Here is a 20,853-nt window from a genome sequence, read left to right as displayed (position 1 = left end):
ATGGTGATCCGTCCACATAGCAGCGAACTTGAGTGGCCACCGAATGTCAGCAACTGTTGCGGTACGGCAACACCGTTTTGGGCCTGACGTCAGCATTGGACCGTAAACTTGGCGAGGCGGTGAATTCCATACCAAGAAGGACGATATATGTCGCATCAGGCGGGCCCCGGAAACAGCCCCGACTCGCAGCAGAACGCGCACCTGGGCAATTCCGTGCCCCCGCGCGCGCAACCGCCTCGGGTCGCTGACCCCCGGAACCTCAACGGGGCGCCTCAACAAGGGATGCCGCAGCAGGGGCAAGTACCGATGCAGGGGCCGCCACAGGGGCCGCCACAACAAGTCCCACCGCCACAGCGCCCGAACAACGACCGGTTTCGGCCGCGACCGCAGCAGCCCGGTCCCGGTTCGCAGGTGCCAGGCTCTCATGTGCCGCCGCGGCAGATTCCCCAACCGGGGATGAACCCCGCGCCACAAGGCCAGGGCAACCCCCACCTCGGCGCCCCGATGGGCCAGCCGCCGATGTATGGCCAGCCGCCGATGCCGGGACGCGTCTACGAACAGGCGCGGTTCGCCCCGACCGTGACCCAGGAGATGCGGGTCCGCGCGCGCCTGCAGGCGCCTCAGCAGGTGGTTTCGGAGACTCCATGGACCGGCGCCGTGCGCCAATCTCAGCCTGAGGAAGAGCCCGGGTCGACCGCCAACATCATCCGTCTGGTCATCGCCATCCTTGCTGTGGTCGGGCTATTCATCGGGCTGTTGGTTCTCGCTCTTCTCGGGGGACTGAGCTTCGGTCTCAGGCTCTTCGCCCTGGTCGCGCTGTCGGCGATACCGCTGATCGGAATCATCGCCTATGTGCTCTGGCTCGACCGATGGAAGCCGCAGCCGAAGATCATCCTCGGCCTCTGCCTCCTCTGGGGTGCCGTCGCTGCCGTCACCCTCACGCTCGTATTCTCCATCGTCGGCAAGGTCGCACTCTATTTAGCCGGCGTCGGAAGTCTGCCCGATGCCTACGGAGCAGTCGTCGAGGCCCCGGTCGTCGAAGAGACGACGAAGACCGTGCTGCTCGTCGTCATCGTCCTCGCCGCTCGGCGACACTTCGAAGGTCCCCTCGACGGACTCGTCTACGGAGCCCTCATCGGCGCAGGCTTCGCCTTCACCGAAAACGTCCTCTACCTCGGCGGAGCCTGGGAACAGAGCGGCGGGGACCTCCTGGGAACATTCATCCTCCGCTGCCTGTGCTCACCGCTGCTGCACACTGTGTTCTGCACCTGTGCTGGCGTGACCATCGGCTTCGCTGCCCGCAAGTGGAAATGGTGGGCGATTGTCCTGATGTGGCTGCCCGGCCTTCTCGTCGGCATGCTTCTGCACGCCGTCTGGAACGGAACGATGACCGGGTTGGGCCAGATCAACGGCATCGCGTCGATCATCGGTCTCATCGTCCTCAGCTTCATATTCACCACTTGCTGGATTGTGCTCGGGATACTTCTGCGGCGCAGCGAGCGACTCCACACACAGAACATGCTCGGCGACTACGCGAACACGGGATGGATGACTCACTCCGAAGTCGACATGCTCGCAACCTGGAAGGGACGCAAATTCGGCAAGCGCTGGGCCGATTCCTTCCCCGGCGGCAAAGAGGAGATGCGCACCATGATCCGCACCTCCGGAGATCTCTCGACCACGCGCATGCGCCTCCTCGCCGGAGTCGGCGGGCAGAAGGAACGTGACATCGAGAGCTTCCAGCTGAAGAAGTTCGCCTCCGCCCGCGATCGCCTTCTTGCCGCATCGGGAAGCGTGGTGCGCTGAGTCTCGTGATGCTCGTCGACGTCGTCATCATCGTCCTGGGGATCGCTGCGCTCTTCTCCGGGTTCCGCCAGGGTTTCATCATCGGCCTCGGCACCGTCGCCGGCTTCGTGGTCGGCTGGATCGTGGGCAGACTGCTCTCACCCCTGATCGAACGCCTGAGCGAAGGCACGCAGGTCATGGAGAATCCCGGTGTCGTCATCCTCCTCGCATCGATGCCGCTCGTCCTCAGCGTTCTGTTCGCCTTCGCCGGCAACGGGGTCGGCGTGTGGATCAAACGATCCATGGACTCTGAACTCGGGCAGGGCATCGACTCGATCGGCGGCACAGTCACCGCGGGCGTCGTCTACGTCCTCGTCATCTGGCTGGCGGCGGGCTTCATTCGGACCACACCGTGGGTCGAGCCGAACCGATGGGTCGCAGACTCCACCGTGATAGCGGCCGTTGACAAGACGATCCCGTACTCCTCACAGATCGCTCTGGGTGACATCTCCCAGGGTCTCGAGGCAACAGGTTTCCCGCAAGTATTCTCGGGGCAGACAGAGCAGATCCGCGGCGTCGGGGAGCCCGACTCCGCGATGGTCGACGTCGGTCGTGGTGTGGAGGAATCCGTCGTCAAGGTCACGACGACTGCCACCACCTGCACGACAGGATCCGAGGGCTCGGGGTTCGTCTACAGTGACGGACTCATCGCCACCAACGCCCACGTCGTTGCAGGCTCAACGGACCTGGCCGTCCAGGTCGGCGGTAAGGGCAGGCCGTATTCCGCCGAGGTGGTGGAATTCGATTCCGAGGCCGACGTGGCCGTCCTGCGGGTTCCCGAGCTCGATGCTCCCGCCCTCAAATTCGGCAGCGGGCTCGGACCGGGAGATGACTCCGTAGTCGCCGGGTTCCCTCAGAACGGGCCTTATACGATCTCTCCTTCGCGAGTGCGGGAGAAGATCGACGCGCGCGGCCTCGACATCTACGATTCAGGCTCAGTGGTGCGAGAGGTGTATTCGGTGCGTGGAATCGTCCGTGAAGGAAACTCGGGAGGTCCGCTGCTCGACGCGAACGGTGACGTGGTGGGGATGGTCTTCGCCAGGTCCGCCACCGATGAGGAGACAGGGTATGCCCTCACGCGAGCGGAGATCAGCGACGAGCTGCAAGCAGGAGCACAGAACCGGACTCCGGAGCCGACAGGACACTGCACCGGCTGAGGCAGCGCGCAGGAATACGAGAACTGCTTCACGTCAAGTCTGACGAACTACTTCACGTCAAGGCCGGCGAGAACGGCGCGGTGGTCACTCGAGCCGCGGTCGAGCACTTCGTCGGAGGTGGCTTCGAACCCGCGATAGAGGACATGGTCGAGCCGGGTGACGGGCAGGCGGGCAGGCCAAGTGAATCCGAATCCGCCGCCGGTTTCGACCCGCGTATCCTCAAGCGGGGGAGACAGAGTCGAGAAGTTGGTATCCGTCGTTGCGGTGTTGAAGTCACCGGCCACGATGACATGCTCGGCTTCATCGGTTTCGACCTCTGTGGCCAACCTGCGGATTGCGGCATTGCGCATGGCTTCGTGACCAGGTCGCACCGAAGGCATGTGTACGGAGTAGAACCTGATGTCGCCGTGGTCTGTGGAGACGGTTGTGGCGAAGGCACGAGGCCACTGCAGTCCCAGGTCCACCTCTTCGGGTGCGGACATCGGCCATTTCGACCACACGCCGATCGTGTCGACGACCTGCGAATGCTGGAACGAGGAATCGAGCTCCTTGTGGATGATCTTGCCCGACAGGGACTCGAGCTCCTGAATCGTGACGATGTCGGGGTCAGCGGAAACGAGATTCTTCGCCGCTGCGGTGGGCTCGGACAACCTGGCACCCACATTGTGCGTGGCGACGGTGATATCCGGGTCGCCTTTGTCGCTCGCCGGAATCACCGCGGAGCCGAACATCGACGCCCAGACCACCGTCGGCACCAGGAAGCCGATTGCTGAGAGCAGCGAGAAGCGGATGAGGAACATGAGCAGGACCAGGGCCAGGAAGATTCCCGTCCACGGCAGAATGCTCTCGATGAGCAGCGCAATGCCCATTCTGGTCGGCAACAGGTGGTGGAGCAGGAGAAATGCGGCATAGGCGATGCCGAAGATCAGTGCGGTGATCCCCTTGGCCGGGCTATGCGTTTTCCTGGGTTGAGAATATTCCTCGTTCATCGATTAAGAATCTTAACCGTTGAGTCTGTCCTCATGCTGGGCGAGCCATGCGACGTGGCTCACTTTCTCGCCCAAGAATAGGCATCAGTCACCGGTGGGCGGTCGCGGACCACACTGTGACATCGGGGTGAGTGTCATAGCGGTAGCCGGAGCCCCTCATCGTCCGAATCACCGAAGAGTACTCTCCCAGACGCCGGCGCAGGCGTCGGATGTGCACGTCGACAGTCCTCTCATCAGGGACTTCGCCCCCCGACCAGACGGCAGTGATGAGATCTTCACGGGGCAGCGTGGAGTCGGCATGAGATACGAGAGTCGCCAGGAGGTCGAATTCCTTGGTGGTGACATCGATGAGATCGCCGTCGATGCGGACCTCGCGGCGGGGGATGTCGATGCGCAGGCGCTCGGCGGTTCTGTTCTGGAAGTTCCCATCGAATCGGGATCCGAAGCCGCCGGTGGGGGCGGCTTCGCCGACGCCCTGCTCGGACTCGCGGCGCAGGGTCGGCGGATGGATCCGGTTGGGAATGCGCGAGCGGACCGGGCCGTGTGATCCAGCCGGGGTGCCCGTGGCGGCGGGGGAGCCGTTGGCCACGGCACGAACGGCATCGATGTCGTTGCCGCGGCCCTCAGGTGCCAGAGCGATGACCGCTTGGGTCTCGGCCTGGGAGGCCAGCTCCCTCGCGTAGGCCTGCAGCTCACCGGCGATTGCAGAGAGGTTGGTCCCATCGGCCGCCGCCTTAGACTCATCAAGGCCGACGTAGACGATGATTCCGCGGGCTGCCTTCGGAGAGGGCACGACGCCGGCGGGGCCGAAGGTGTGGGGCGGGTTCTGCGGATCTACTGCACTCAACCGGGCTCCTGCGCGACGGATGGCAGCTGCGCTGCGTGGATGTGCGTACGCTGGTTCTGGATTCGACATGGCTGTCCTTTGCTTCGACCTGTCAGGCCGTTGTGACTGAATGAGTCCGCTGCGGAGTCTGCGTGTACTCGTTCGAAGCCGGACAGCGGAGGGACGGTCACCGACAACGAACGCAGGGCATACACATGCCTGCGGAGCACATTCGCGTCGGGTGCGTCGAAGAAGTCATGTCTTCATTATTTGTCACAAAACTCGCCGGTTGCAAAGGAAAGCTCGAAAATGAGACGAGTGTGACGAAATATGACGCCGAATAGTTCGTCATCCGGCGTCATCCGGCCTCGGTCAGTCGACGATTCCGTACATTCGGTCACCGGCATCGCCAAGCCCGGGGACGATGTAGCCCTTCTCGTTGAGCTTCTCGTCGAGTGCCGCCGTGTAGATCTCGACATCCGCCGACTGCGCGTAGTCCTTCTCAATGCGCGCGACGCCCTCTGGGGCGCTGACGAGGCAGACCGCCGTGACGTCCCTTGCGCCTCGGGCGAGGAGGAAATCGATGGCCATGGCCAAGGTCCCACCCGTAGCCAGCATCGGATCGACGACGAAGATCTGCCGACCGCTGAGGTCATCGGGCAGACGATCTGCGTAGGCGCTGGGCTCGAATGTCTCCTCGTCGCGGACCATCCCCAGGAAGCCGACCTCGGCGGTCGGGAGGATGCGCAGCATGCCGTCGAGCATGCCCAGGCCTGCGCGAAGGATCGGCACGACGACCGGGCGCGGTTCGGCCAGACGGGTGCCGGTGAACGTGGTGACGGGGGTCGTGATCTCCTTGTCCTCGACCGCAACCGAGCGGGTGGCCTCATAGGCGAGGAGCATGACGAGCTCCTCGGTGAGCTGACGGAAGCGAGCAGAATCCGTGCTCTGGTCACGTAGGACGCTGAGTTTGTGGGCGATGAGCGGGTGATCGGCTACATGAAGGCGCATAGGGGAAATGGTACGGAACTTTTCATCTTCGCGCGTGGAGCTGTGGTGATTGCTCGGCCGAGGAGTCACAATAGGAGCATGTCCTACTTCACTGAGATCCTTGCCGAAACTAGCGATGGTTTTCGTGCGCTCGATGTCGATGTCCGGGATGCCTCGGATCTCGACAGCCTTGTTGAGATGATGCAGGCGGCCGGCTCGGAAGACGGCGAGTCGGTCGCGGTCATCGAGCACGAGGACGAATGGTTCGGCCTCGTGCGAGTCTGCGAGAACAACGAGATCAAAGTCTTCCTGTCTGACCTGCGTGCAGTCGAGCTCAGCCCCTTCGCAGATATATTCGCCGACTTCCTCGATTCGCAGCCAGATGCCTATGAGGCCGAGCCGGAGGAGGAATTCGGTCTCGAAGAAGATGCTGTCGCCGAGACCGATGACGACGCCGAGGATGAAGAGATTGCGATGCTCGAGTTCGACGTCGACGCCGAATGGGGAGGCGATTCGGAGATCTACGCCGACCGCGGAGTCCTGCCCGCCGACCTCATCGAGCAGGTGGAGAAGTACCGCTCGGACCCTGCCCGCGTCGTAGCCCACGTCGGTGAGACCGTCGGGTTCGCCGATCAGCTCCAGGCCGCCCGCTGAGCTCACCGGAGGAGGCTTCGGCGGAGGGGAGTGCGGATCTCGGCTTCGGTGCCCACGCGCACTTCCAGGATTGGATGGCACTCGCCCTCGCCGAGGCGGCTCTGGCGAGTGCGCATGACGACGTTCCCGTCGGGGCTGTGGTGCTCAGCGCTGATGGTGCGGTGATCGGGCGTGGTCACAACAGACGCGAAGTCGATCAGGATCCGCTCGGGCATGCCGAGCTCATGGCACTGCGCAATGCCGCCGAGGCGACCGGACGGTGGCGTCTCGATGACGCTACCCTCGTCGTCACCCTCGAGCCCTGTGCGATGTGTGCAGGTGCAGTCGTCGGGTCCCGGGTTGCGCGAATCGTCTATGGAGCATTCGATGAGAAGGCCGGTGCGGCCGGGTCTGTCTGGGATCTGCTGCGCGACCGCGCCGCGCTGCATCACCCGGAGGTCTACTCCGGGGTTGCGGCCACGAAGTGCCGGAACCTGCTCAGTGATTTCTTCGCCGCGAAACGAGGGGAACCCGCTGGTCGAAGCACGTCGACGGAGTGAGTCAGCACAGTGGCTCAGGTCACGCCCGCTCGATTTGGACGCCGCCTGGGGCTGACTGTAATGTTGTCCGCGGTGGCGTGTCCGAGCGGCCGAAGGTGCAACACTCGAAATGTTGTGTAGGGTAACCCCCTACCGTGGGTTCAAATCCCACCGCCACCGCGTTGAGCCTGAGGCGCGATATCGTGTGCAAACGATATCGCGCCTCAGGCATTTTTGTGCGCGGAGACGGGCGATGATCCTCCTGCAGCCGAACCCCGCCTCCGAGGGCCGCGGACCACCACCCCGATGACGGAATCGACCATGTCGTTTGCGATGATTGCGTGTGGTCGACACGGGCGAACTGTCCTTGATCGGGCAGCGTGATCAGATTGTGATCGTTGACACATTATGCAAAACGGACTTAACTGGTCAGTCGGAACGGAAGTGTCTTTCCATGATGCGAAAAGAAATTACTGTTGTGGAAGCTGTGTCCGTTTCTCTGCGCATGTTCAAGGCGCATGGTCGCCAACGATGATGTTGCCGACTGATCAAATCGAACAACTTGAGGTGGTCCATGAAAATGGCTGACAACGACCAACAGCGGGACACGAAGACCGCTGACAACAGCAGCGGGAGTCCCGGTCTGCTCGACAGATTCTTCGAAATCACATCACGCGGATCCTCGGTCAAACAGGAGATCCGCGGAGGCATCGTCGCCTTCTTCGCGATGGCCTACATCGTCGTCCTCAACCCGCTCATCCTTGGCGGTTCCCAGGATGTCGCGGGCGGGGCGCTCGACTTCGCCCAACTGACCGCTGTCACCGGCCTCGTCGCCGGCGTCATCACGATCCTCTTCGGCGTCGTCGCGAAGCTCCCCTTCGCACTCGCCGCGGGGCTGGGCATGAACAGCTTCCTGGCCGTCTCCGTGGTCCAGGAAGTCACCTGGGCCGAAGCCATGGGGCTCGTGGTCATCAATGGTGTCATCATCGTCGTCCTCGGAGCCACCGGCATCCGAACCGCGATCTTCAACGCCGTGCCCCACGCCCTGAAGGTCGCGATCACCGTCGGAATCGGTCTGTTCATCGCGTTCATCGGCTTCGTCAACTCCGGCTTCGTCACCCGCACCCCGGCCGGGCCTCCCGTCCAGCTGGGACAGGACGGGTCGATTGCATCTCTGCCGACGCTGGTGTTCGTCTTCGCTCTCATCCTCATCGGCATTCTCGTCGCACGCCAGGTTCCGGGCGGAATACTCATCGGCATCATCGTGGCCACAATCGTCGCGATGGTCATCCAGGCCTTCGCGAAGCTGGGAACCGTGGGCGACCCGGTCAATCCGGACCCGGTGGGCTGGAACCTCGCCGCCCCCGAGATACCCAGTCAGGTCGTCGCATTGCCCGACTTCTCGCTCATCGGAGCCTTCGACCTGTTCGGGTCCTTTGAGCGCATCGGCGTCCTCGCTGCCACGATGCTCGTCTTCACCCTGGTGTTCACGAACTTCTTCGACGCCATGGGCACCATGACCGGCCTCGCCCGCAGCGCAGGGCTGCAGACCAAAGACGGAATGTTCCCCCGTATCCGCGGTGCATTCATCGTCGAGGGCATCGGTGCAGTTGCCGGTGGTGGAGCGTCCGCCTCGTCGAACACCGTGTTCGTCGACGCAGCGGCAGGTATCGCCGAAGGTGCTCGAACCGGACTCGCCGCCTGCATCACGGGTGTGCTGTTCCTGGTGTCGATGTTCTTCGCACCGCTCATCGGCGTCATCCCGATGGAAGCCGGAGCCGCCGCGCTCGTCGTCGTGGGCGCCATGATGGTCACGCAGATCCGCGAGATCGACATGAGCGACTTCCGCACCTCGCTGCCGGTGTTCCTGACCATGGTCACGATGCCGCTGACCTACTCGATCGCCAACGGAATCGGCGTCGGATTCATCTCCTGGGCCCTCATCCACGCGATGAGCAAGCGCGGCCGGGACGTTCACTGGCTCCTCTGGGTCGTGTCAGCTGGATTCGTGCTGTACTTCGTTCGCGGCCCGATTTCAGCTATGTTAGGTGGATGAGTGAAATGATTGGACATCTTGCTTGGGGAAAGGGCCAGATCGCACACGGCGATTGAGGCTCCGTCAGTCGCTGCACTGACGGGTCACCCAGCCAACCGGGTCACCACGTCAACTCGACACCACGTTCTTCGCTGCTGTTCGCATGGATAACCAGAAGTTTCGAAGAATGAAGCAAATGCTCTAACCATGCACTGTGCGCCGCATAGACGAGGCGCAGGAGGTAAGTGCGATGTCTGCTCCGGCAACTCAACGTTCCACCGCCCAGATCTCAGTGAACTCAACGGTTCACGAATTCGACGGGCCACCACACACCAATGCTCTGGACTTCCTTCGCGGAGTCGGCCTCACCGCAGCCAAGGAAGGCTGCGCCGAAGGCGAATGCGGGGCCTGCGCGATCATGGTCGCCCGCCCCGACGCCGATGGGACGACCCGTTGGACCTCGATCAACTCGTGCCTGCTGCCGGCCGCGGCACTCGACGGCCAGGAGGTCATCACGGCCGAAGGCCTCGCCGACGGTGAGTCCGTCCATCCCGTCCAGGAGGAGATGGCCGTGCGCGGCGGATCCCAATGCGGATACTGCACCCCTGGCTTCATCTGCTCGATGGCCGCCGAATACTACCGACCCGAACGTGCCGACGATGCCGCCGCTGCCACAGGCAACAGCGCCGCCGACCACCACTGCGGCCCCAACGGCTTCGACATCCACTCCCTGTCCGGCAACCTCTGTCGCTGCACCGGCTACCGCCCCATCCGCGACGCAGCCTACGCCCTCGGCCAGCCCGAAACCGGCGATACGATCGCACGGCGTCGGCAGAACCCGGCACCCACCTCGGCGAGCACCGATATCCACCGAGCCGATACGGCCACCGGTGAACCAGGACGCTACCGTCGCCCGTCCACCCTCGCCGAGGCGCTCGACATCCTGGCCGCCGAACCCGAGGCCCTCGTCGTCGCCGGCGCCACCGACTGGGGCGTCGAGGTCAACATCAAGGGGGCACGCGCCAAATCGATGCTCGCCATCGATCGCCTGCCAGAACTGCGCGGCATCCGCCGGACCGAGGACCATATCGAACTCGGTGCGGCTCATACCCTGAGTGAACTCGAACGTGAACTCGCCGGCTCGATCCCGCTGCTGGGCAAACTGATCCCGCAGTTCGCATCCCGACTCATCCGCAACGCCGCCACCATCGGCGGCAACCTCGGCACAGGCTCACCCATCGGCGACACCCCACCGGCACTCCTGGCCCTGGATGCACAGCTCGTGCTCACCTCGGTGCAGGGGTCACGGGTCGTGGACCTGGCCGAGTACTTCACCGGATACCGGCAGACCGTCCGCGCTGCCGGGGAACTCATCACCGCGATCCGGATCCCGCTGCCCCTGGCACCCATGACCTCGTTCCAGAAGATCGCGAAGCGTCGCTTCGACGACATCTCCTCGGTCGCGATCGGCTACGCCGTGAGTGTCGAGGACGGGATCGTGACCAAGGCTCGGATCGGACTGGGTGGAGTCGCGGCCACCCCGCTGCGCGCTGACGCCACCGAGGCTCTGCTGGAAGGTTCCCCCTGGACGCTTGAGACCGTGCACGGCGCCGCAGAGACCCTCGCCGCCGAGGGCACCCCGATGGATGATCACCGGGCGAGTGCGAAATACCGGACCGCGATGCTGCGGTCCTCGTTGGAACGTTTCTATGCCGAACAGGAGGCAGGACGATGAGCCAGCTCTCACAGCGCCCCACCGACCCCATCGTCGGTGAGTCCCACCACCACGAAAGCGCCTTCGGCCACGTCACCGGAGCCGCCCTCTACACCGATGACCTCGTGGGGCGCCTCGCCGGAGTCCTCCACGCCTACCCGGTGCAGTCCACTCAGGCACACGCCGCGTTGAAATCCGTCGACATCGCGCCCGCCTACGAGGTGCCCGGAGTCGTCCGCGTGATCACGGCCGCAGACATTCCCGGTGTCAACGACCAGGGCGTCAAGCACGACGAGCCGATGCTTCCCGTCGACGAGGTCATGTTCTTCGGCCAGCCCATCGTCTGGGTTCTCGGCAACGATCTCGAAGCGGCGAAGGCCGGGGCAGCAGCCGTGACCGTCGACTACGATCCGCTGCCCTCCCTGGTCAGCGTCAGGGATGCGATCGAGGCGGAGAGCTTCCACGGCATCCAGCCCGTCATCGACAAGGGCGACGCCACCGGAGCCTTCGCCGATGCCGCACACGTGTTCGAAGGCGAATTCGAGTTCGCCGGCCAGGAGCACTTCTACCTCGAGACCCAGGCCTCACTGGCCCAGGTCGACGAGAGCGGGCAGATCTTCGTCCAGTGCTCGACGCAGCACCCCACCGAGACGCAGGACATCGTCTCCCATGTCCTCGGGGTTCCCGCCCACGAGGTGACCGTGCAGTGCCTGCGCATGGGCGGCGGCTTCGGGGGCAAGGAGATGCAGCCCCACGGGTACGCGGCTCTCGCAGCCCTCGGCGCGAAGCTCACCGGTCGCCCGGTGCGCTTGCGGCTCAACCGCACGCTCGACATCACAATGACCGGCAAACGCCACGGCTTCCACTCGTCCTGGAAGATCGGCTTCACCGCCGAGGGCAAGATCCTCGCCCTCGATGCCACGCTGACCGCCGACGGCGGGTGGAGTCTCGACCTGTCCGAGCCCGTGCTCACCAGAGCCATGTGCCACATCGACAACGCCTACTGGGTGCCCAACATCCGCGTGGCCGGTCGCATTGCCAAGTGCAACAAGACCTCGCAGACCGCCTTCCGCGGGTTCGGCGGCCCCCAGGGCATGCTGGTGATGGAGGACATCCTCGGCCGTGTCGCTCCGAAGCTGGGCCTATCCGCCCGTGAGCTTCGCCGCCGCAACTTCTACACCGCCGGACAGGACACCCCGTACTACCAGCCTGTGCGTCACCCCGAGCGGATGGAGGCGACCTGGGACCAGGTCGTGTCCACCGCCGAGGTGGAGGCCAGAGAAGCTGAGATCGACCAGTTCAACGCGGGCAGCGAGAACGTCAAACGCGGACTCGCGCTGACCCCGGTGAAGTTCGGGATCTCGTTCAACCTCACGGCCTTCAACCAGGGCGGTGCACTCGTGCTCGTGTACAAGGACGGTTCTGTCCTCGTCACCCACGGCGGCACCGAGATGGGCCAGGGCCTGCACATGAAGATGCTGCAGGTCGCGGCCACGACGTTGGGTGTGCCTCTGTCCACGGTGCGGCTGGCGCCCACGCGTACGGATAAGGTCCCCAACACCTCGGCGACGGCGGCGAGCTCCGGCACCGACCTCAACGGCGGTGCGGTCAAAGACGCCTGTGAACAGATTCTGGGCCGCCTGACACAGGTGGCCGCCGGGATCCTCGGAGCACCCGCGCACGAGGTCAGCGTCACCCGCGGCATCGTCAGCGCGCTGTCTTCGAAGAAGACCATTGCCTGGGAAGAGCTCATCAACGCCGCCTACTTCCAGCGGATCCAGCTCTCGGCCTCAGGGTTCTACCGGACCGAGGGGCTGCACTGGGACTTGTCGATCATGACCGGCGAGCCCTTCAAATACTTCGCCTACGGAGTGGCAGCGAGCGAGGTCGAAGTCAACCGCTTCGACGGCTCCTACAGATTGCGTCGGGTCGACATCGTCCATGACGTCGGCGATTCTCTCTCACCGCTGATCGACCTCGGCCAGATCGAGGGCGGATTCGTCCAGGGCGCCGGATGGCTGACCCTGGAAGACCTGCGGTGGGACGAGTCAGACAAGCCCAGCCGGGGGCGCCTGGCGACCCAGGCCGCGAGCACGTACAAGATCCCCAGCTTCTCCGAGGCCCCGGAGGTCTTCAACGTCTCGCTGCTGGACAAGGCGCACGAAGAGGGCGCCGTCTACGGTTCCAAAGCTGTGGGCGAACCCCCGCTCATGCTCGCCTTCTCGGTCAGGGAGGCCCTGCGGGGTGCCGTGGCCGCGTTCGGTTCGGAGACCTTCGGCGCCCACGGTCCATCGGTTGAGCTGGCGTCACCGGCGACACCTGAAGCCGTGTTCTGGGCCATCGAATCGGTGCGCGCACCTGTCATCGGCGACGCGGCTGCATCGGGGGATGCTGCTGCCGCGACGGCAGCGGAAGGCCTCAGTGTCCCATCATGACGTGGATGGACACAGCGGCCGAGCTTCGGAAGTCTCGGGTGCCGGCCGTCCTCGTCACTCTCGCCTCGGTTCGCGGGCACGCCCCACGCGAGGCCGGAGCGAAGCTGATCGTCACCGCCGATGACCTGCATGGGACCATCGGCGGCGGCAATCTGGAGATGACGGCCGTCACCCGCGCCCGCGAGATCCTCGCATCCGAGTCGGAGTCCGAACCCGAGATGCTCACGCTGCGGCTCAACGACAAGGCACCGGCCAGATACGGACGCCAATGCTGCGGGGGAGAGGTCAGCGTTCTGCTCGAACCGCTGCCCGTTCCCGCCTCGGTGGCGATCTTCGGGATCGGCAACATCGGACTCGAACTGACCCGTATCCTGGCCCGCCACGACATCGACGTCCACGTCAGCGATTCCCGTCCCGAGCACCTCGAGGAGCTCGACCGGCTGGAGCCGCCTGTGGCCCAGGTCCATCGCGAGTTCGCCGTCATCGGCGAAGAGGTGCTCCTCGGGCTGCCCCCGGGCACCCATGTACTCATCATGACCCACGACCACGCCGAGGATCTTCACCTCTGCGATGCGGCGCTGACCCGCGGTGACCTCGGCTCCATCGGGCTCATCGGCTCGAGCGCCAAATGGCAGCGGTTTCGGAAGAACCTCATCGCCGAAGGCCACACGCCCGAGACTGTTGACACCATCGACTGCCCCATCGGATTGCCCGACCTGCCCGGCAAGCAGCCGGCGACGATCGCTCTCAGCGTCGCCGCCGACCTGCTGAGCCGCATGGTCTGAACCACTGACCTCATCATTCTTCACCTGCAAGGAGCACCACCATGTTCATCTGCCGCGCCCGTGTCTTCGACACACCGACCAGCCCCTTCGCCGGGGGCACCCTGCGCTCCGACTCGGACGTCGCTCTCGTCGTCGATGACGGACTGATCATCGCCCGCACCGACTTTGCGAGTGCGGTCTCAGGCCATCCCGACGCCGAGGTGGTCGACCTCCGTGCCGGTGTCCTCATCCCCGGCCTCATCGACACCCACGTCCACTACCCGCAGGTCCGCGCCATCGGCTACCTCGGCAAGCCGCTGCTCGAGTGGCTCGACCACTGTGCCCTGCCCGAAGAGGCCAAGCTCGGTGACGAGGCCTATGCGGCAGTCGTGGCCGGCGAGTTCCTCACCGGGCTGACCTCGGCGGGGACCACCTCGGCGATGGTCTTCGGTTCTCACTTCGCCACCGCGATGGACTCCTTCTTCACCCAGGCCGCCGAGATCGGTCTGCGGATCACATCGGGACTGGTCACCAGTGACAAGATGCTCCCAGAAACGCTGCTGACGAGCGTGGAGAGATCCGTGTCCGAGAGCCAGGACCTCATCGATCGCTGGCATGGGAAGGGCCATCTCCGGTATGCGGTGACCCCGCGCTTCTCGTTCTCAGCGGGTCAGGAGCTGTTGGCTGCCGGAGGCCAGCTGGTGGCGGATAACCCAGGCATCTGGGTGACTTCTCACCTCAATGAGAACCGCGACGAGATTGCCGGTGTCGCCGAGATGTTCCCTGAGGCACTCGACTACCTCGACACCTACGATCGGGCAGGACTGCTGGGGAGGCAGACGGTTCTGGCCCACAACGTCCATCCGAGCGATCGCGAACTGGCGCGGATGGCAGAAGTGGGGGCCGCCTCGGCGCACTGTCCGACATCGAACTCGAATCTGGCCAGCGGCTTCTTCCCACTGCGCCGACACATCGAGGCCGGGGTTCGTGTGGCACTCGGCTCCGATGTGGGAGCGGGGACAGGATTCTCCCTCCTCAAGGAGGGCGTCCAGGCCTACTTCATGCAGCAGCTGGACCCGTCCGGCGGACTGCCGCTGGGCTCAGCACACCTTCTGCACCTGGCAACGGCCGCCGGCGCCGAGGCCTTGGAACTGTCAGATCAGGTCGGGGACCTGTCCGTAGGCAAGCGCTTCGACGCCGCCTACATCCAGCCGAGCGCTGGCGAGCCCTTGGCCGTGGGGCTGGAGCACGCCAGCAGCGATGACGACGCCTTGGCGAAGATCTTCGCCATGGGGACTCCGGCCGACATCGCCCGAGTGTGGGTCGACGGTCAGCTCGTCAAGGACTGAGCCCTCGTCCGGGGGCGAGCCTTCGTCAGGAACGGCGGTGCGCGACCTGCTTCACGTCGGCGGTGTCGACGATGTCCCCGCAGTCGATTGCGGCCTGGATCTCCTGGGCCTGCTCATCGGGCACGAGTGGGATCTCCTCGCCGTCGCAGTCGACGAAGACTCCGTCGATGAATTGATCGCCCTCGCGCAGATCCTTGAGGTTCGAGGGTGTGAGGAAGCGTGCCGGTTTCGCTGCGTAGACGGAAGGGTTGGTCGAATTTCCGAAGCTCAGTTCGTTGAACAGGAGATTCAGCAGCACCGCCATGATCGCGGCCGAGGAGATTCCCGAGTGGAGGATCGTCTGCACCCAGGCCGGGAAGTGCTCGTAGAAGTCGGGCTTGACCACGGGCACGAGGGCGAAGGCGAGGGATGCGGAGACGATGATGAGGTTCATGTTGCCGTCGAACTTCACCTCTTTGAGATTGCGGATGCCTGATCCCGAGACGGTTCCGAAGAGGATGAAGCCGGCGCCTCCGAGGACGGGCATCGGCACCGCAGCAACGACCTGACCGAGCACGGGCATGAGCCCCAGGAGAATGAGGATGACGCCGCCTGCAGAGACGACGAAGCGGGAGCGGACTCCGGTCAGCGCCACGAGTCCCACGTTCTGCGCGAAGGCCGACTGGGTGAAGGAGCCGAAGAAGGGTGCGATGACTGATGAGGCCATGTCAGCGCGCAGACCGGCCGCGACCCGTTTCTTGTCGACCGGGGTGCCGATGATCTCGCCGACGGCCAGCACATCGGCCGCAGTCTCGGTCTTGATCACGAGGATGACGATGAGCATCGACCCGATCGCCGCGAGGTCGAAGCTCGGTGCGCCGAAGGGAAGCAGGCCTGGGATCGCAACGGGTGCCCCCTGCCCGACTCCGGAGAAATCAGTCATGCCCATGGCGGCACCGATGCCCGTGCCGATGACGAGGCCGAGCAGGATCGACAGCCGCGAGATGGCGGCCGAGCCGACCTTGCTCAGCAACAGGATGACGGCGAAGGTGATGAAGGCCAGGGCGATGTTCTGCACGGAACCGTAGTCCGCAGCGGCCTCATCGCCGCCCATGGCCCAATCGGCCGCTGTCGGGATGAGCGTGAGACCGATGGCCGTGATGACCACCCCGGTGACCACAGGTGGGAAGAGGCGGATGATCCGCGCGAAGAACGGAGCGACGACGAAGCCGATGATGCTGGCGACGATGACCGCGCCGAATATGTCGCTGAGGCTGCCGCCACCGGTGAGAATGGCGAGCATCGTCGCGACACCGGCAAAGGAGACGCCCTGGATGAGCGGCAGCTTGGACCCGACCAGCGGGATCCCGATGCTCTGGATCAGCGTGGCGATGCCGCCGACGAAGAGGCTGGCGGTGACCAGGGCGACGAGCTGGTCGCCGTCGACGCCGGCTGCCTTGCCGATGATGAGGGGCACCGCGATGATGCCGCCGTACATGGTGAGGACATGCTGGAGCCCGTAGGCGAAGAGCTTGGGCACAGGGAGCCATGCGTCTTCGGGTCGCTTGGACCCGGGCGGGAGGGACTTCGTCGTCGAATTATCGGTCATATCTCAACCTTCCGGAGTAAGCCTCATTACTCTTCCGTATCGTGGATTCACTCTTCCATAAAGTGTGATGTGCACTACGTTCTGCCTCTTTTTCCGTGAAGTCAAATAGGCGATTCGGTTAGCTGGTTTCGGCGCTGGGGGCAAATGCCTGGCGGCGAGCCGGTTCCGAAGATTTCTGACTTACCCGCACTGGAGGGTTGACTCCGTCTCTATCGCCTGCTTATGCTTGATTTCATAAAACGGAAAGTAATTTCCACAATACGGAAAACAATGAATCCGCACTCGCAGAGACGCGAAGGAGAATCCCATGACGACATTCGATTTCACCAATGCCGACAGCTACATCCTCAACTGCTCCACCCTGCTCACCGAACTGCCCGTGATGGAGCGGGCTCAGGCCGCCAAGGACGCCGGTTTCAGCCAGGTCGAGTTCTGGTGGCCCTTCGACGGCAACCCGAGGCCCACCTCGGCGGAGGTCGATGAGTTCATCGCCTCACTCGACAAGGCCGGAGTCGAACTCAGGGGCCTGAACTTCTGGGCCGGGAACATGGCCGCCGGCGACCGGGGCATGGTCTCGATCAAGGGCGCAGAAGCGGACTTCGCGGCCAACGTCGAGATCGTCGTCGAGATCGGCCGCCGTACAGGCTGCCGAGCCTTCAACGCCCTCTACGGTCTGCGCACCGAAGGCCAGGCGCCCGAGGAGCAGGACGAGGTCGGGCTCGAGAACCTCAAGTTCGCGGCCGACGCCGTGGCCGCCATCGAGGGAACCGTCCTTGTCGAGCCCGTCTCCGGAGCTGATGACTACCCGCTCAAGCGCGCCTCAGATGCCGCCGAGGTGGTCCAGCGGGTCCGTGCTCAGGGCGTTGCCAACATCGCCGTCCTCGCCGACTTCTTTCACATGTCGATCAACGGCGACGACGTGGCCGCAGTCATCGAAGCCGACGCCGCGAAGTTCGGACACATCCAGATCGCCGACGCCGCCGGCCGCGGAGCACCAGGTACGGGCGAGCTGCCCTTGCAGGACTGGATCGACCGCTCCTACGAACTCGGCTACACCGGCTCCATCGCCCTCGAATACAAGCAGGACCGCGCCACCGCATTCGAATGGCTCGCGAACTGAATCTGCCTCCACCTCCAGCTTTCCGCACCAGATAGGACACGAACATGAGCAAGACAATCGCATTCATCGGACTCGGAATCATGGGCCTGCCGATGGCCAAGAATCTCGTCGGCGCCGGCTTCACCGTCCGCGGGTACAACCGCTCACCCGAGAAGGCCGCCGAACTCGCAAAAGCGGGCGGCCAGGCCGCAGGCACCATCGCCGAGGCGGTCGACGGTGCCGACGTCATCATCACCATGGTCCCGGATTCCCCGGACGTCGAAGACGTGTTGACCGGCGAGGACGGAATTCTCGCCCACGCCGAGGCCGGCGCGTACTGGATCGACAACTCGACCATCCGTCCCGACGTTGCCAAGAGCCTCTCCGATCAGGCGGCCGAGAAGGGACTCAAGCCTCTCGATGCACCGGTCTCCGGTGGTGAGGCAGGAGCGATCAACGGCGCACTGTCGATCATGGTCGGCGGCGCACAGGCTGACTTCGATGCGGTAGCCGATGTCTTCGACGCGGTCGGCAAGACAATCGTCCTCGTCGGGCCCTCTGGGTCGGGCCAGACCGTGAAGGCCGCGAACCAGCTCATCGTCGCGGGAAACATCGAACTCCTCGCCGAGGCAGTCGTCTTCCTTGAGGCCTACGGGGTCGAGACCACCTCGGCGCTGCAGGTCCTCGGTGGGGGACTGGCCGGATCGAAGGTCCTCGAGCAAAAGGGGCAGAAGATGCTCGACCGCTCCTTCGACCCCGGGTTCCGACTGGCGCTGCACCACAAGGACATGGGCATCGTCACCGCCGCAGCCCGCGAGGCCGGCGTCGCGATCCCACTCGGATCGGCCGTCGCGCAGCTCGTCGCCTCGACCGTCCAGCAGGGCAATGGGGGACTCGACCACTCGGGCCTCTTCACCGTCGTCGAGCAGCTCTCAGGGAAGAAGTAGACACCACCACGAACCGAGCCGGCGACAGCGTCGTCGCCGGCTCACTGAACTCGGCCCATGGCGGGCCGCTGAACCCGGTCCGCTCGAACGTGGGCCGCTTGAGCGAAGGAAGAACAATGACACGTATGCGCGCAGTTGACGCGGTGGTGCTCATCCTCGAAAAGGAAGGCGCTACCCAGACATTCGGCCTGCCGGGCGCGGCCATCAACCCGCTGTACTCAGCGATGAAGGCCCACGGCGGAATCCGCCACACGCTGGCCCGCCACGTCGAAGGGGCCTCACACATGGCCGATGGGTACACGCGGGCGGCGGCCGGGAACATCGGCATCTGCCTCGGCACCTCGGGCCCTGCCGGGACCGACATGATCACCGGCCTCTACGCCGCAGCCGCGGACTCGCAGCCCATCCTGTGCATCACCGGACAGGCTCCCGTCGCGGTCCTGGACAAGGAAGACTTCCAGGCAGTGGACATCGCCTCGATCGCGAAGCCCGTGACCAAGATGGCCAAGACCGTGCTCGAGGCAGGGCAGGTCCCCGGCGTCTTCCAGTCGGCCTTCCAGCTCATGCGCTCGGCTCGGCCCGGCCCGGTCCTCATCGACCTGCCGATCGACGTCCAGCAGACCGAGATCGACTTCGACATCGACACCTACGAGCCGTTGGTGCCTGTGCGACCAGCGGCCACCTCGGCGCAGGCGGAGAAGGTCCTCGACCTCATCGCCGCCGCGTCGCACCCACTCATCATCGCCGGCGGCGGAATCTTCAACGCCGATGCCGCGGACAAGCTCGTCGAATTCGCCGAGGCGACCTCGATCCCGGTCTCCCCGACGCTGATGGGATGGGGCACGATCCCCGACAACCACCCGCTGCAGGCGGGCATGGTCGGCATCCAGACCCACGTGCGCTACGGCAACGCCACATTTCTGGAGTCAGATCTGGTCATCGGCATCGGCAACCGCTGGGCCAACCGTCACACCGGTGACCTCGGGGTCTACCGCAACGGTCGGAAGTTCGTCCATATCGACATCGAACCCACGCAGATCGGGCGTGTGTTCTCACCCGATTACGGTGTCGTCTCCGATGCCGGTGCCGCGCTCGATGCGCTGCTGTCCGCGGCACGCGGTCGGACTGAGGCTGCGAGCCTGCCGGACTTCACCGGCTGGGCCGGCGAGTGCACGGCGCGCAAGTCCACCGAGCATCGCAAGACCAACTACACCGAAGTGCCGATCAAACCGCAGCGTGTCTACCAGGAGATGAACTCCGCCTTCGACGAGGACGTGACCTATGTGTCGACGATCGGCCTGAGCCAGATCGCCGGTGCGCAGATGCTTCACGTCTACAAGCCGCGCCACTGGATCAACGCGGGTCAGGCCGGGCCTCTGGGGTGGACCGGACCGGCTGCGCTGGGGGTGGCGAAGGCCAAGCCGGAGGAGACGGTTGTCGCGCTCTCCGGTGACTACGACTTCCAGTTCATGATCGAGGAGCTGGCAGTCGGCGCACAGCACAAGATCCCCTATCTGCACGTCGTCGTCAACAACTCCTACCTGGGGCTCATCCGACAGTCGCAGCGCGGCTTCGACATGGATTACCAGGTGTCGCTTGCCTTCGACAACATCAACTCCTCGGGAGAGGCCGCGAGCTACGGGGTCGACCATGTGGCCGTCGCGCAGGGGCTGGGGTGCAAGGCGCTGCGCGTCGAGGATCCGGAGCTCATCGGTGAGGGCCTGCGGGTGGCCAAGGAACTCATGGACGAGCACCAGGTGCCCGTTGTCGTCGAGGTCATCCTCGAGCGCGTCACGAACATCTCGATGGGAGCGGCACTGGACAGCATCAATGAGTTCGACGTCCTTGCCCAGACTCCGGCCGATGCGCCCACGGCGCTGACGCCGATGGGCGAACTGGCCGCGGCGAAGTAGGCTTCGGGTCGACGGGACCCGATGTTGTCG

16 protein-coding genes and 1 tRNA gene are annotated in these 20,853 nt (G+C 64.5%); 13 read left to right on the top strand and 4 right to left on the bottom strand.

The features are described from left to right. The first annotated feature begins 147 nt into the window (after window positions 1-147). Window positions 148-1,806, top strand: coding sequence for a PrsW family glutamic-type intramembrane protease (locus FO013_RS09020; RefSeq protein WP_313900579.1), 1,659 nt, complete (start codon window positions 148-150; stop codon window positions 1,804-1,806). A gap of 8 nt (window positions 1,807-1,814) precedes the next feature. Then, a complete protein-coding gene (locus tag FO013_RS09015; RefSeq protein WP_143922202.1) occupies window positions 1,815-3,002 on the top strand; it encodes a MarP family serine protease in 1,188 nt (395 codons plus the stop codon). A 47-nt stretch (window positions 3,003-3,049) separates the two neighbouring features. Here the strand turns inward: FO013_RS09015 and FO013_RS09010 are convergent, their stop codons facing one another. The 3 genes from FO013_RS09010 to upp all read right to left on the bottom strand — a co-directional run bounded on the left by FO013_RS09010 (window position 3,050) and on the right by upp (window position 5,828). Beyond that, window positions 3,050-3,991 (bottom strand): endonuclease/exonuclease/phosphatase family protein, encoded by a 942-nt coding sequence (locus tag FO013_RS09010; protein ID WP_143922201.1) that lies wholly within the window; start codon window positions 3,989-3,991, stop codon window positions 3,050-3,052. Between the two features lie 88 nt (window positions 3,992-4,079). Further along, window positions 4,080-4,907, bottom strand: coding sequence for a winged helix-turn-helix transcriptional regulator (locus FO013_RS09005; RefSeq protein ID WP_143922200.1), 828 nt, complete (start codon window positions 4,905-4,907; stop codon window positions 4,080-4,082). Between the two features lie 282 nt (window positions 4,908-5,189). Beyond that, entirely contained in the window at window positions 5,190-5,828 is a 639-nt protein-coding gene (gene upp / locus FO013_RS09000) for a uracil phosphoribosyltransferase (RefSeq protein ID WP_143922199.1), read from the bottom strand. Between the two features lie 78 nt (window positions 5,829-5,906). On the opposite strand from upp, the gene FO013_RS08995 reads away from it, so the two are divergent. The 8 genes from FO013_RS08995 to guaD all read left to right on the top strand — a co-directional run bounded on the left by FO013_RS08995 (window position 5,907) and on the right by guaD (window position 15,276). Beyond that, a complete protein-coding gene (locus FO013_RS08995; RefSeq protein WP_143922198.1) occupies window positions 5,907-6,461 on the top strand; it encodes a tRNA adenosine deaminase-associated protein in 555 nt (184 codons plus the stop codon). A gap of 74 nt (window positions 6,462-6,535) precedes the next feature. Then, complete coding sequence (tadA, locus tag FO013_RS08990; RefSeq protein ID WP_143922197.1) at window positions 6,536-7,000, top strand: tRNA adenosine(34) deaminase TadA; 465 nt, start codon at window positions 6,536-6,538, stop codon at window positions 6,998-7,000. A 71-nt stretch (window positions 7,001-7,071) separates the two neighbouring features. Beyond that, a tRNA-Ser gene (locus FO013_RS08985) sits at window positions 7,072-7,159 on the top strand. A 400-nt stretch (window positions 7,160-7,559) separates the two neighbouring features. Further along, the gene (locus FO013_RS08980) at window positions 7,560-9,035 is read left to right on the top strand and encodes an NCS2 family permease (protein ID WP_143922196.1); all 1,476 of its coding nucleotides are present in this window, start codon (window positions 7,560-7,562) and stop codon (window positions 9,033-9,035) included. Window positions 9,036-9,264: 229 nt separating this feature from the next. After that, a complete protein-coding gene (locus FO013_RS08975) occupies window positions 9,265-10,749 on the top strand; it encodes a xanthine dehydrogenase small subunit (protein ID WP_143922195.1) in 1,485 nt (494 codons plus the stop codon). After that, window positions 10,746-13,163 carry a xanthine dehydrogenase molybdopterin binding subunit gene (gene xdhB / locus FO013_RS08970; protein ID WP_143922194.1) on the top strand — a complete coding sequence of 806 codons (2,418 nt, stop codon included), beginning with the start codon at window positions 10,746-10,748 and terminating at the stop codon, window positions 13,161-13,163. The genes FO013_RS08975 and xdhB overlap by 4 nt, the downstream gene beginning before the upstream one ends. Continuing rightward, window positions 13,160-13,948 carry a xanthine dehydrogenase accessory protein XdhC gene (xdhC, locus tag FO013_RS08965; protein WP_186293027.1) on the top strand — a complete coding sequence of 263 codons (789 nt, stop codon included), beginning with the start codon at window positions 13,160-13,162 and terminating at the stop codon, window positions 13,946-13,948. The genes xdhB and xdhC overlap by 4 nt, the downstream gene beginning before the upstream one ends. 41 nt (window positions 13,949-13,989) lie before the next feature. After that, window positions 13,990-15,276 carry a guanine deaminase gene (guaD, locus tag FO013_RS08960; RefSeq protein WP_143922193.1) on the top strand — a complete coding sequence of 429 codons (1,287 nt, stop codon included), beginning with the start codon at window positions 13,990-13,992 and terminating at the stop codon, window positions 15,274-15,276. A 25-nt stretch (window positions 15,277-15,301) separates the two neighbouring features. Here guaD and FO013_RS08955 read toward each other — a convergent pair whose 3' ends face one another. Continuing rightward, a complete protein-coding gene (locus FO013_RS08955; protein ID WP_143922192.1) occupies window positions 15,302-16,864 on the bottom strand; it encodes a nucleobase:cation symporter-2 family protein in 1,563 nt (520 codons plus the stop codon). A gap of 307 nt (window positions 16,865-17,171) precedes the next feature. Between FO013_RS08955 and FO013_RS08950 the strand changes: the two genes are divergently transcribed. The 3 genes from FO013_RS08950 (at window position 17,172) to gcl (ending at window position 20,823) form a co-directional block, all read left to right on the top strand. Then, window positions 17,172-17,984 carry a hydroxypyruvate isomerase family protein gene (locus FO013_RS08950; RefSeq protein WP_143922191.1) on the top strand — a complete coding sequence of 271 codons (813 nt, stop codon included), beginning with the start codon at window positions 17,172-17,174 and terminating at the stop codon, window positions 17,982-17,984. A gap of 44 nt (window positions 17,985-18,028) precedes the next feature. Then, the gene (locus FO013_RS08945) at window positions 18,029-18,910 is read left to right on the top strand and encodes a 2-hydroxy-3-oxopropionate reductase (RefSeq protein ID WP_143922190.1); all 882 of its coding nucleotides are present in this window, start codon (window positions 18,029-18,031) and stop codon (window positions 18,908-18,910) included. Window positions 18,911-19,026: 116 nt separating this feature from the next. Beyond that, complete coding sequence (gene gcl / locus FO013_RS08940; RefSeq protein WP_143922189.1) at window positions 19,027-20,823, top strand: glyoxylate carboligase; 1,797 nt, start codon at window positions 19,027-19,029, stop codon at window positions 20,821-20,823. Window positions 20,824-20,853 lie beyond the last annotated feature (30 nt).

The organism is Brevibacterium aurantiacum, from assembly GCF_007558825.1.
Classification (GTDB): domain Bacteria; phylum Actinomycetota; class Actinomycetes; order Actinomycetales; family Brevibacteriaceae; genus Brevibacterium; species Brevibacterium aurantiacum_A.
The sequence above is the reverse complement of the archived record's forward strand: the minus strand, read 5'-3'. Positions and strand labels throughout refer to the sequence as shown.

What these genes read in the sequence shown, in the direction of transcription:
- FO013_RS09020 (WP_313900579.1), top strand. Translation starts at nt 148, where the DNA reads ATGTCGCATCAGGCGGGCCCCGGAAACAGCCCCGACTCGCAGCAGAAC.
- xdhC (WP_186293027.1), top strand. Translation starts at nt 13,160, where the DNA reads ATGACGTGGATGGACACAGCGGCCGAGCTTCGGAAGTCTCGGGTGCCG.
- FO013_RS08980 (WP_143922196.1), top strand. Translation starts at nt 7,560, where the DNA reads ATGGCTGACAACGACCAACAGCGGGACACGAAGACCGCTGACAACAGC.
- FO013_RS08995 (WP_143922198.1), top strand. Translation starts at nt 5,907, where the DNA reads ATGTCCTACTTCACTGAGATCCTTGCCGAAACTAGCGATGGTTTTCGT.
- FO013_RS09005 (WP_143922200.1), bottom strand. Translation starts at nt 4,907, where the DNA reads ATGTCGAATCCAGAACCAGCGTACGCACATCCACGCAGCGCAGCTGCC.
- upp (WP_143922199.1), bottom strand. Translation starts at nt 5,828, where the DNA reads ATGCGCCTTCATGTAGCCGATCACCCGCTCATCGCCCACAAACTCAGC.
- xdhB (WP_143922194.1), top strand. Translation starts at nt 10,746, where the DNA reads ATGAGCCAGCTCTCACAGCGCCCCACCGACCCCATCGTCGGTGAGTCC.
- FO013_RS08950 (WP_143922191.1), top strand. Translation starts at nt 17,172, where the DNA reads ATGACGACATTCGATTTCACCAATGCCGACAGCTACATCCTCAACTGC.
- FO013_RS09015 (WP_143922202.1), top strand. Translation starts at nt 1,815, where the DNA reads ATGCTCGTCGACGTCGTCATCATCGTCCTGGGGATCGCTGCGCTCTTC.
- FO013_RS08955 (WP_143922192.1), bottom strand. Translation starts at nt 16,864, where the DNA reads ATGACCGATAATTCGACGACGAAGTCCCTCCCGCCCGGGTCCAAGCGA.
- gcl (WP_143922189.1), top strand. Translation starts at nt 19,027, where the DNA reads ATGACACGTATGCGCGCAGTTGACGCGGTGGTGCTCATCCTCGAAAAG.
- tadA (WP_143922197.1), top strand. Translation starts at nt 6,536, where the DNA reads ATGGCACTCGCCCTCGCCGAGGCGGCTCTGGCGAGTGCGCATGACGAC.
- guaD (WP_143922193.1), top strand. Translation starts at nt 13,990, where the DNA reads ATGTTCATCTGCCGCGCCCGTGTCTTCGACACACCGACCAGCCCCTTC.
- FO013_RS08975 (WP_143922195.1), top strand. Translation starts at nt 9,265, where the DNA reads ATGTCTGCTCCGGCAACTCAACGTTCCACCGCCCAGATCTCAGTGAAC.
- FO013_RS09010 (WP_143922201.1), bottom strand. Translation starts at nt 3,991, where the DNA reads ATGAACGAGGAATATTCTCAACCCAGGAAAACGCATAGCCCGGCCAAG.
- FO013_RS08945 (WP_143922190.1), top strand. Translation starts at nt 18,029, where the DNA reads ATGAGCAAGACAATCGCATTCATCGGACTCGGAATCATGGGCCTGCCG.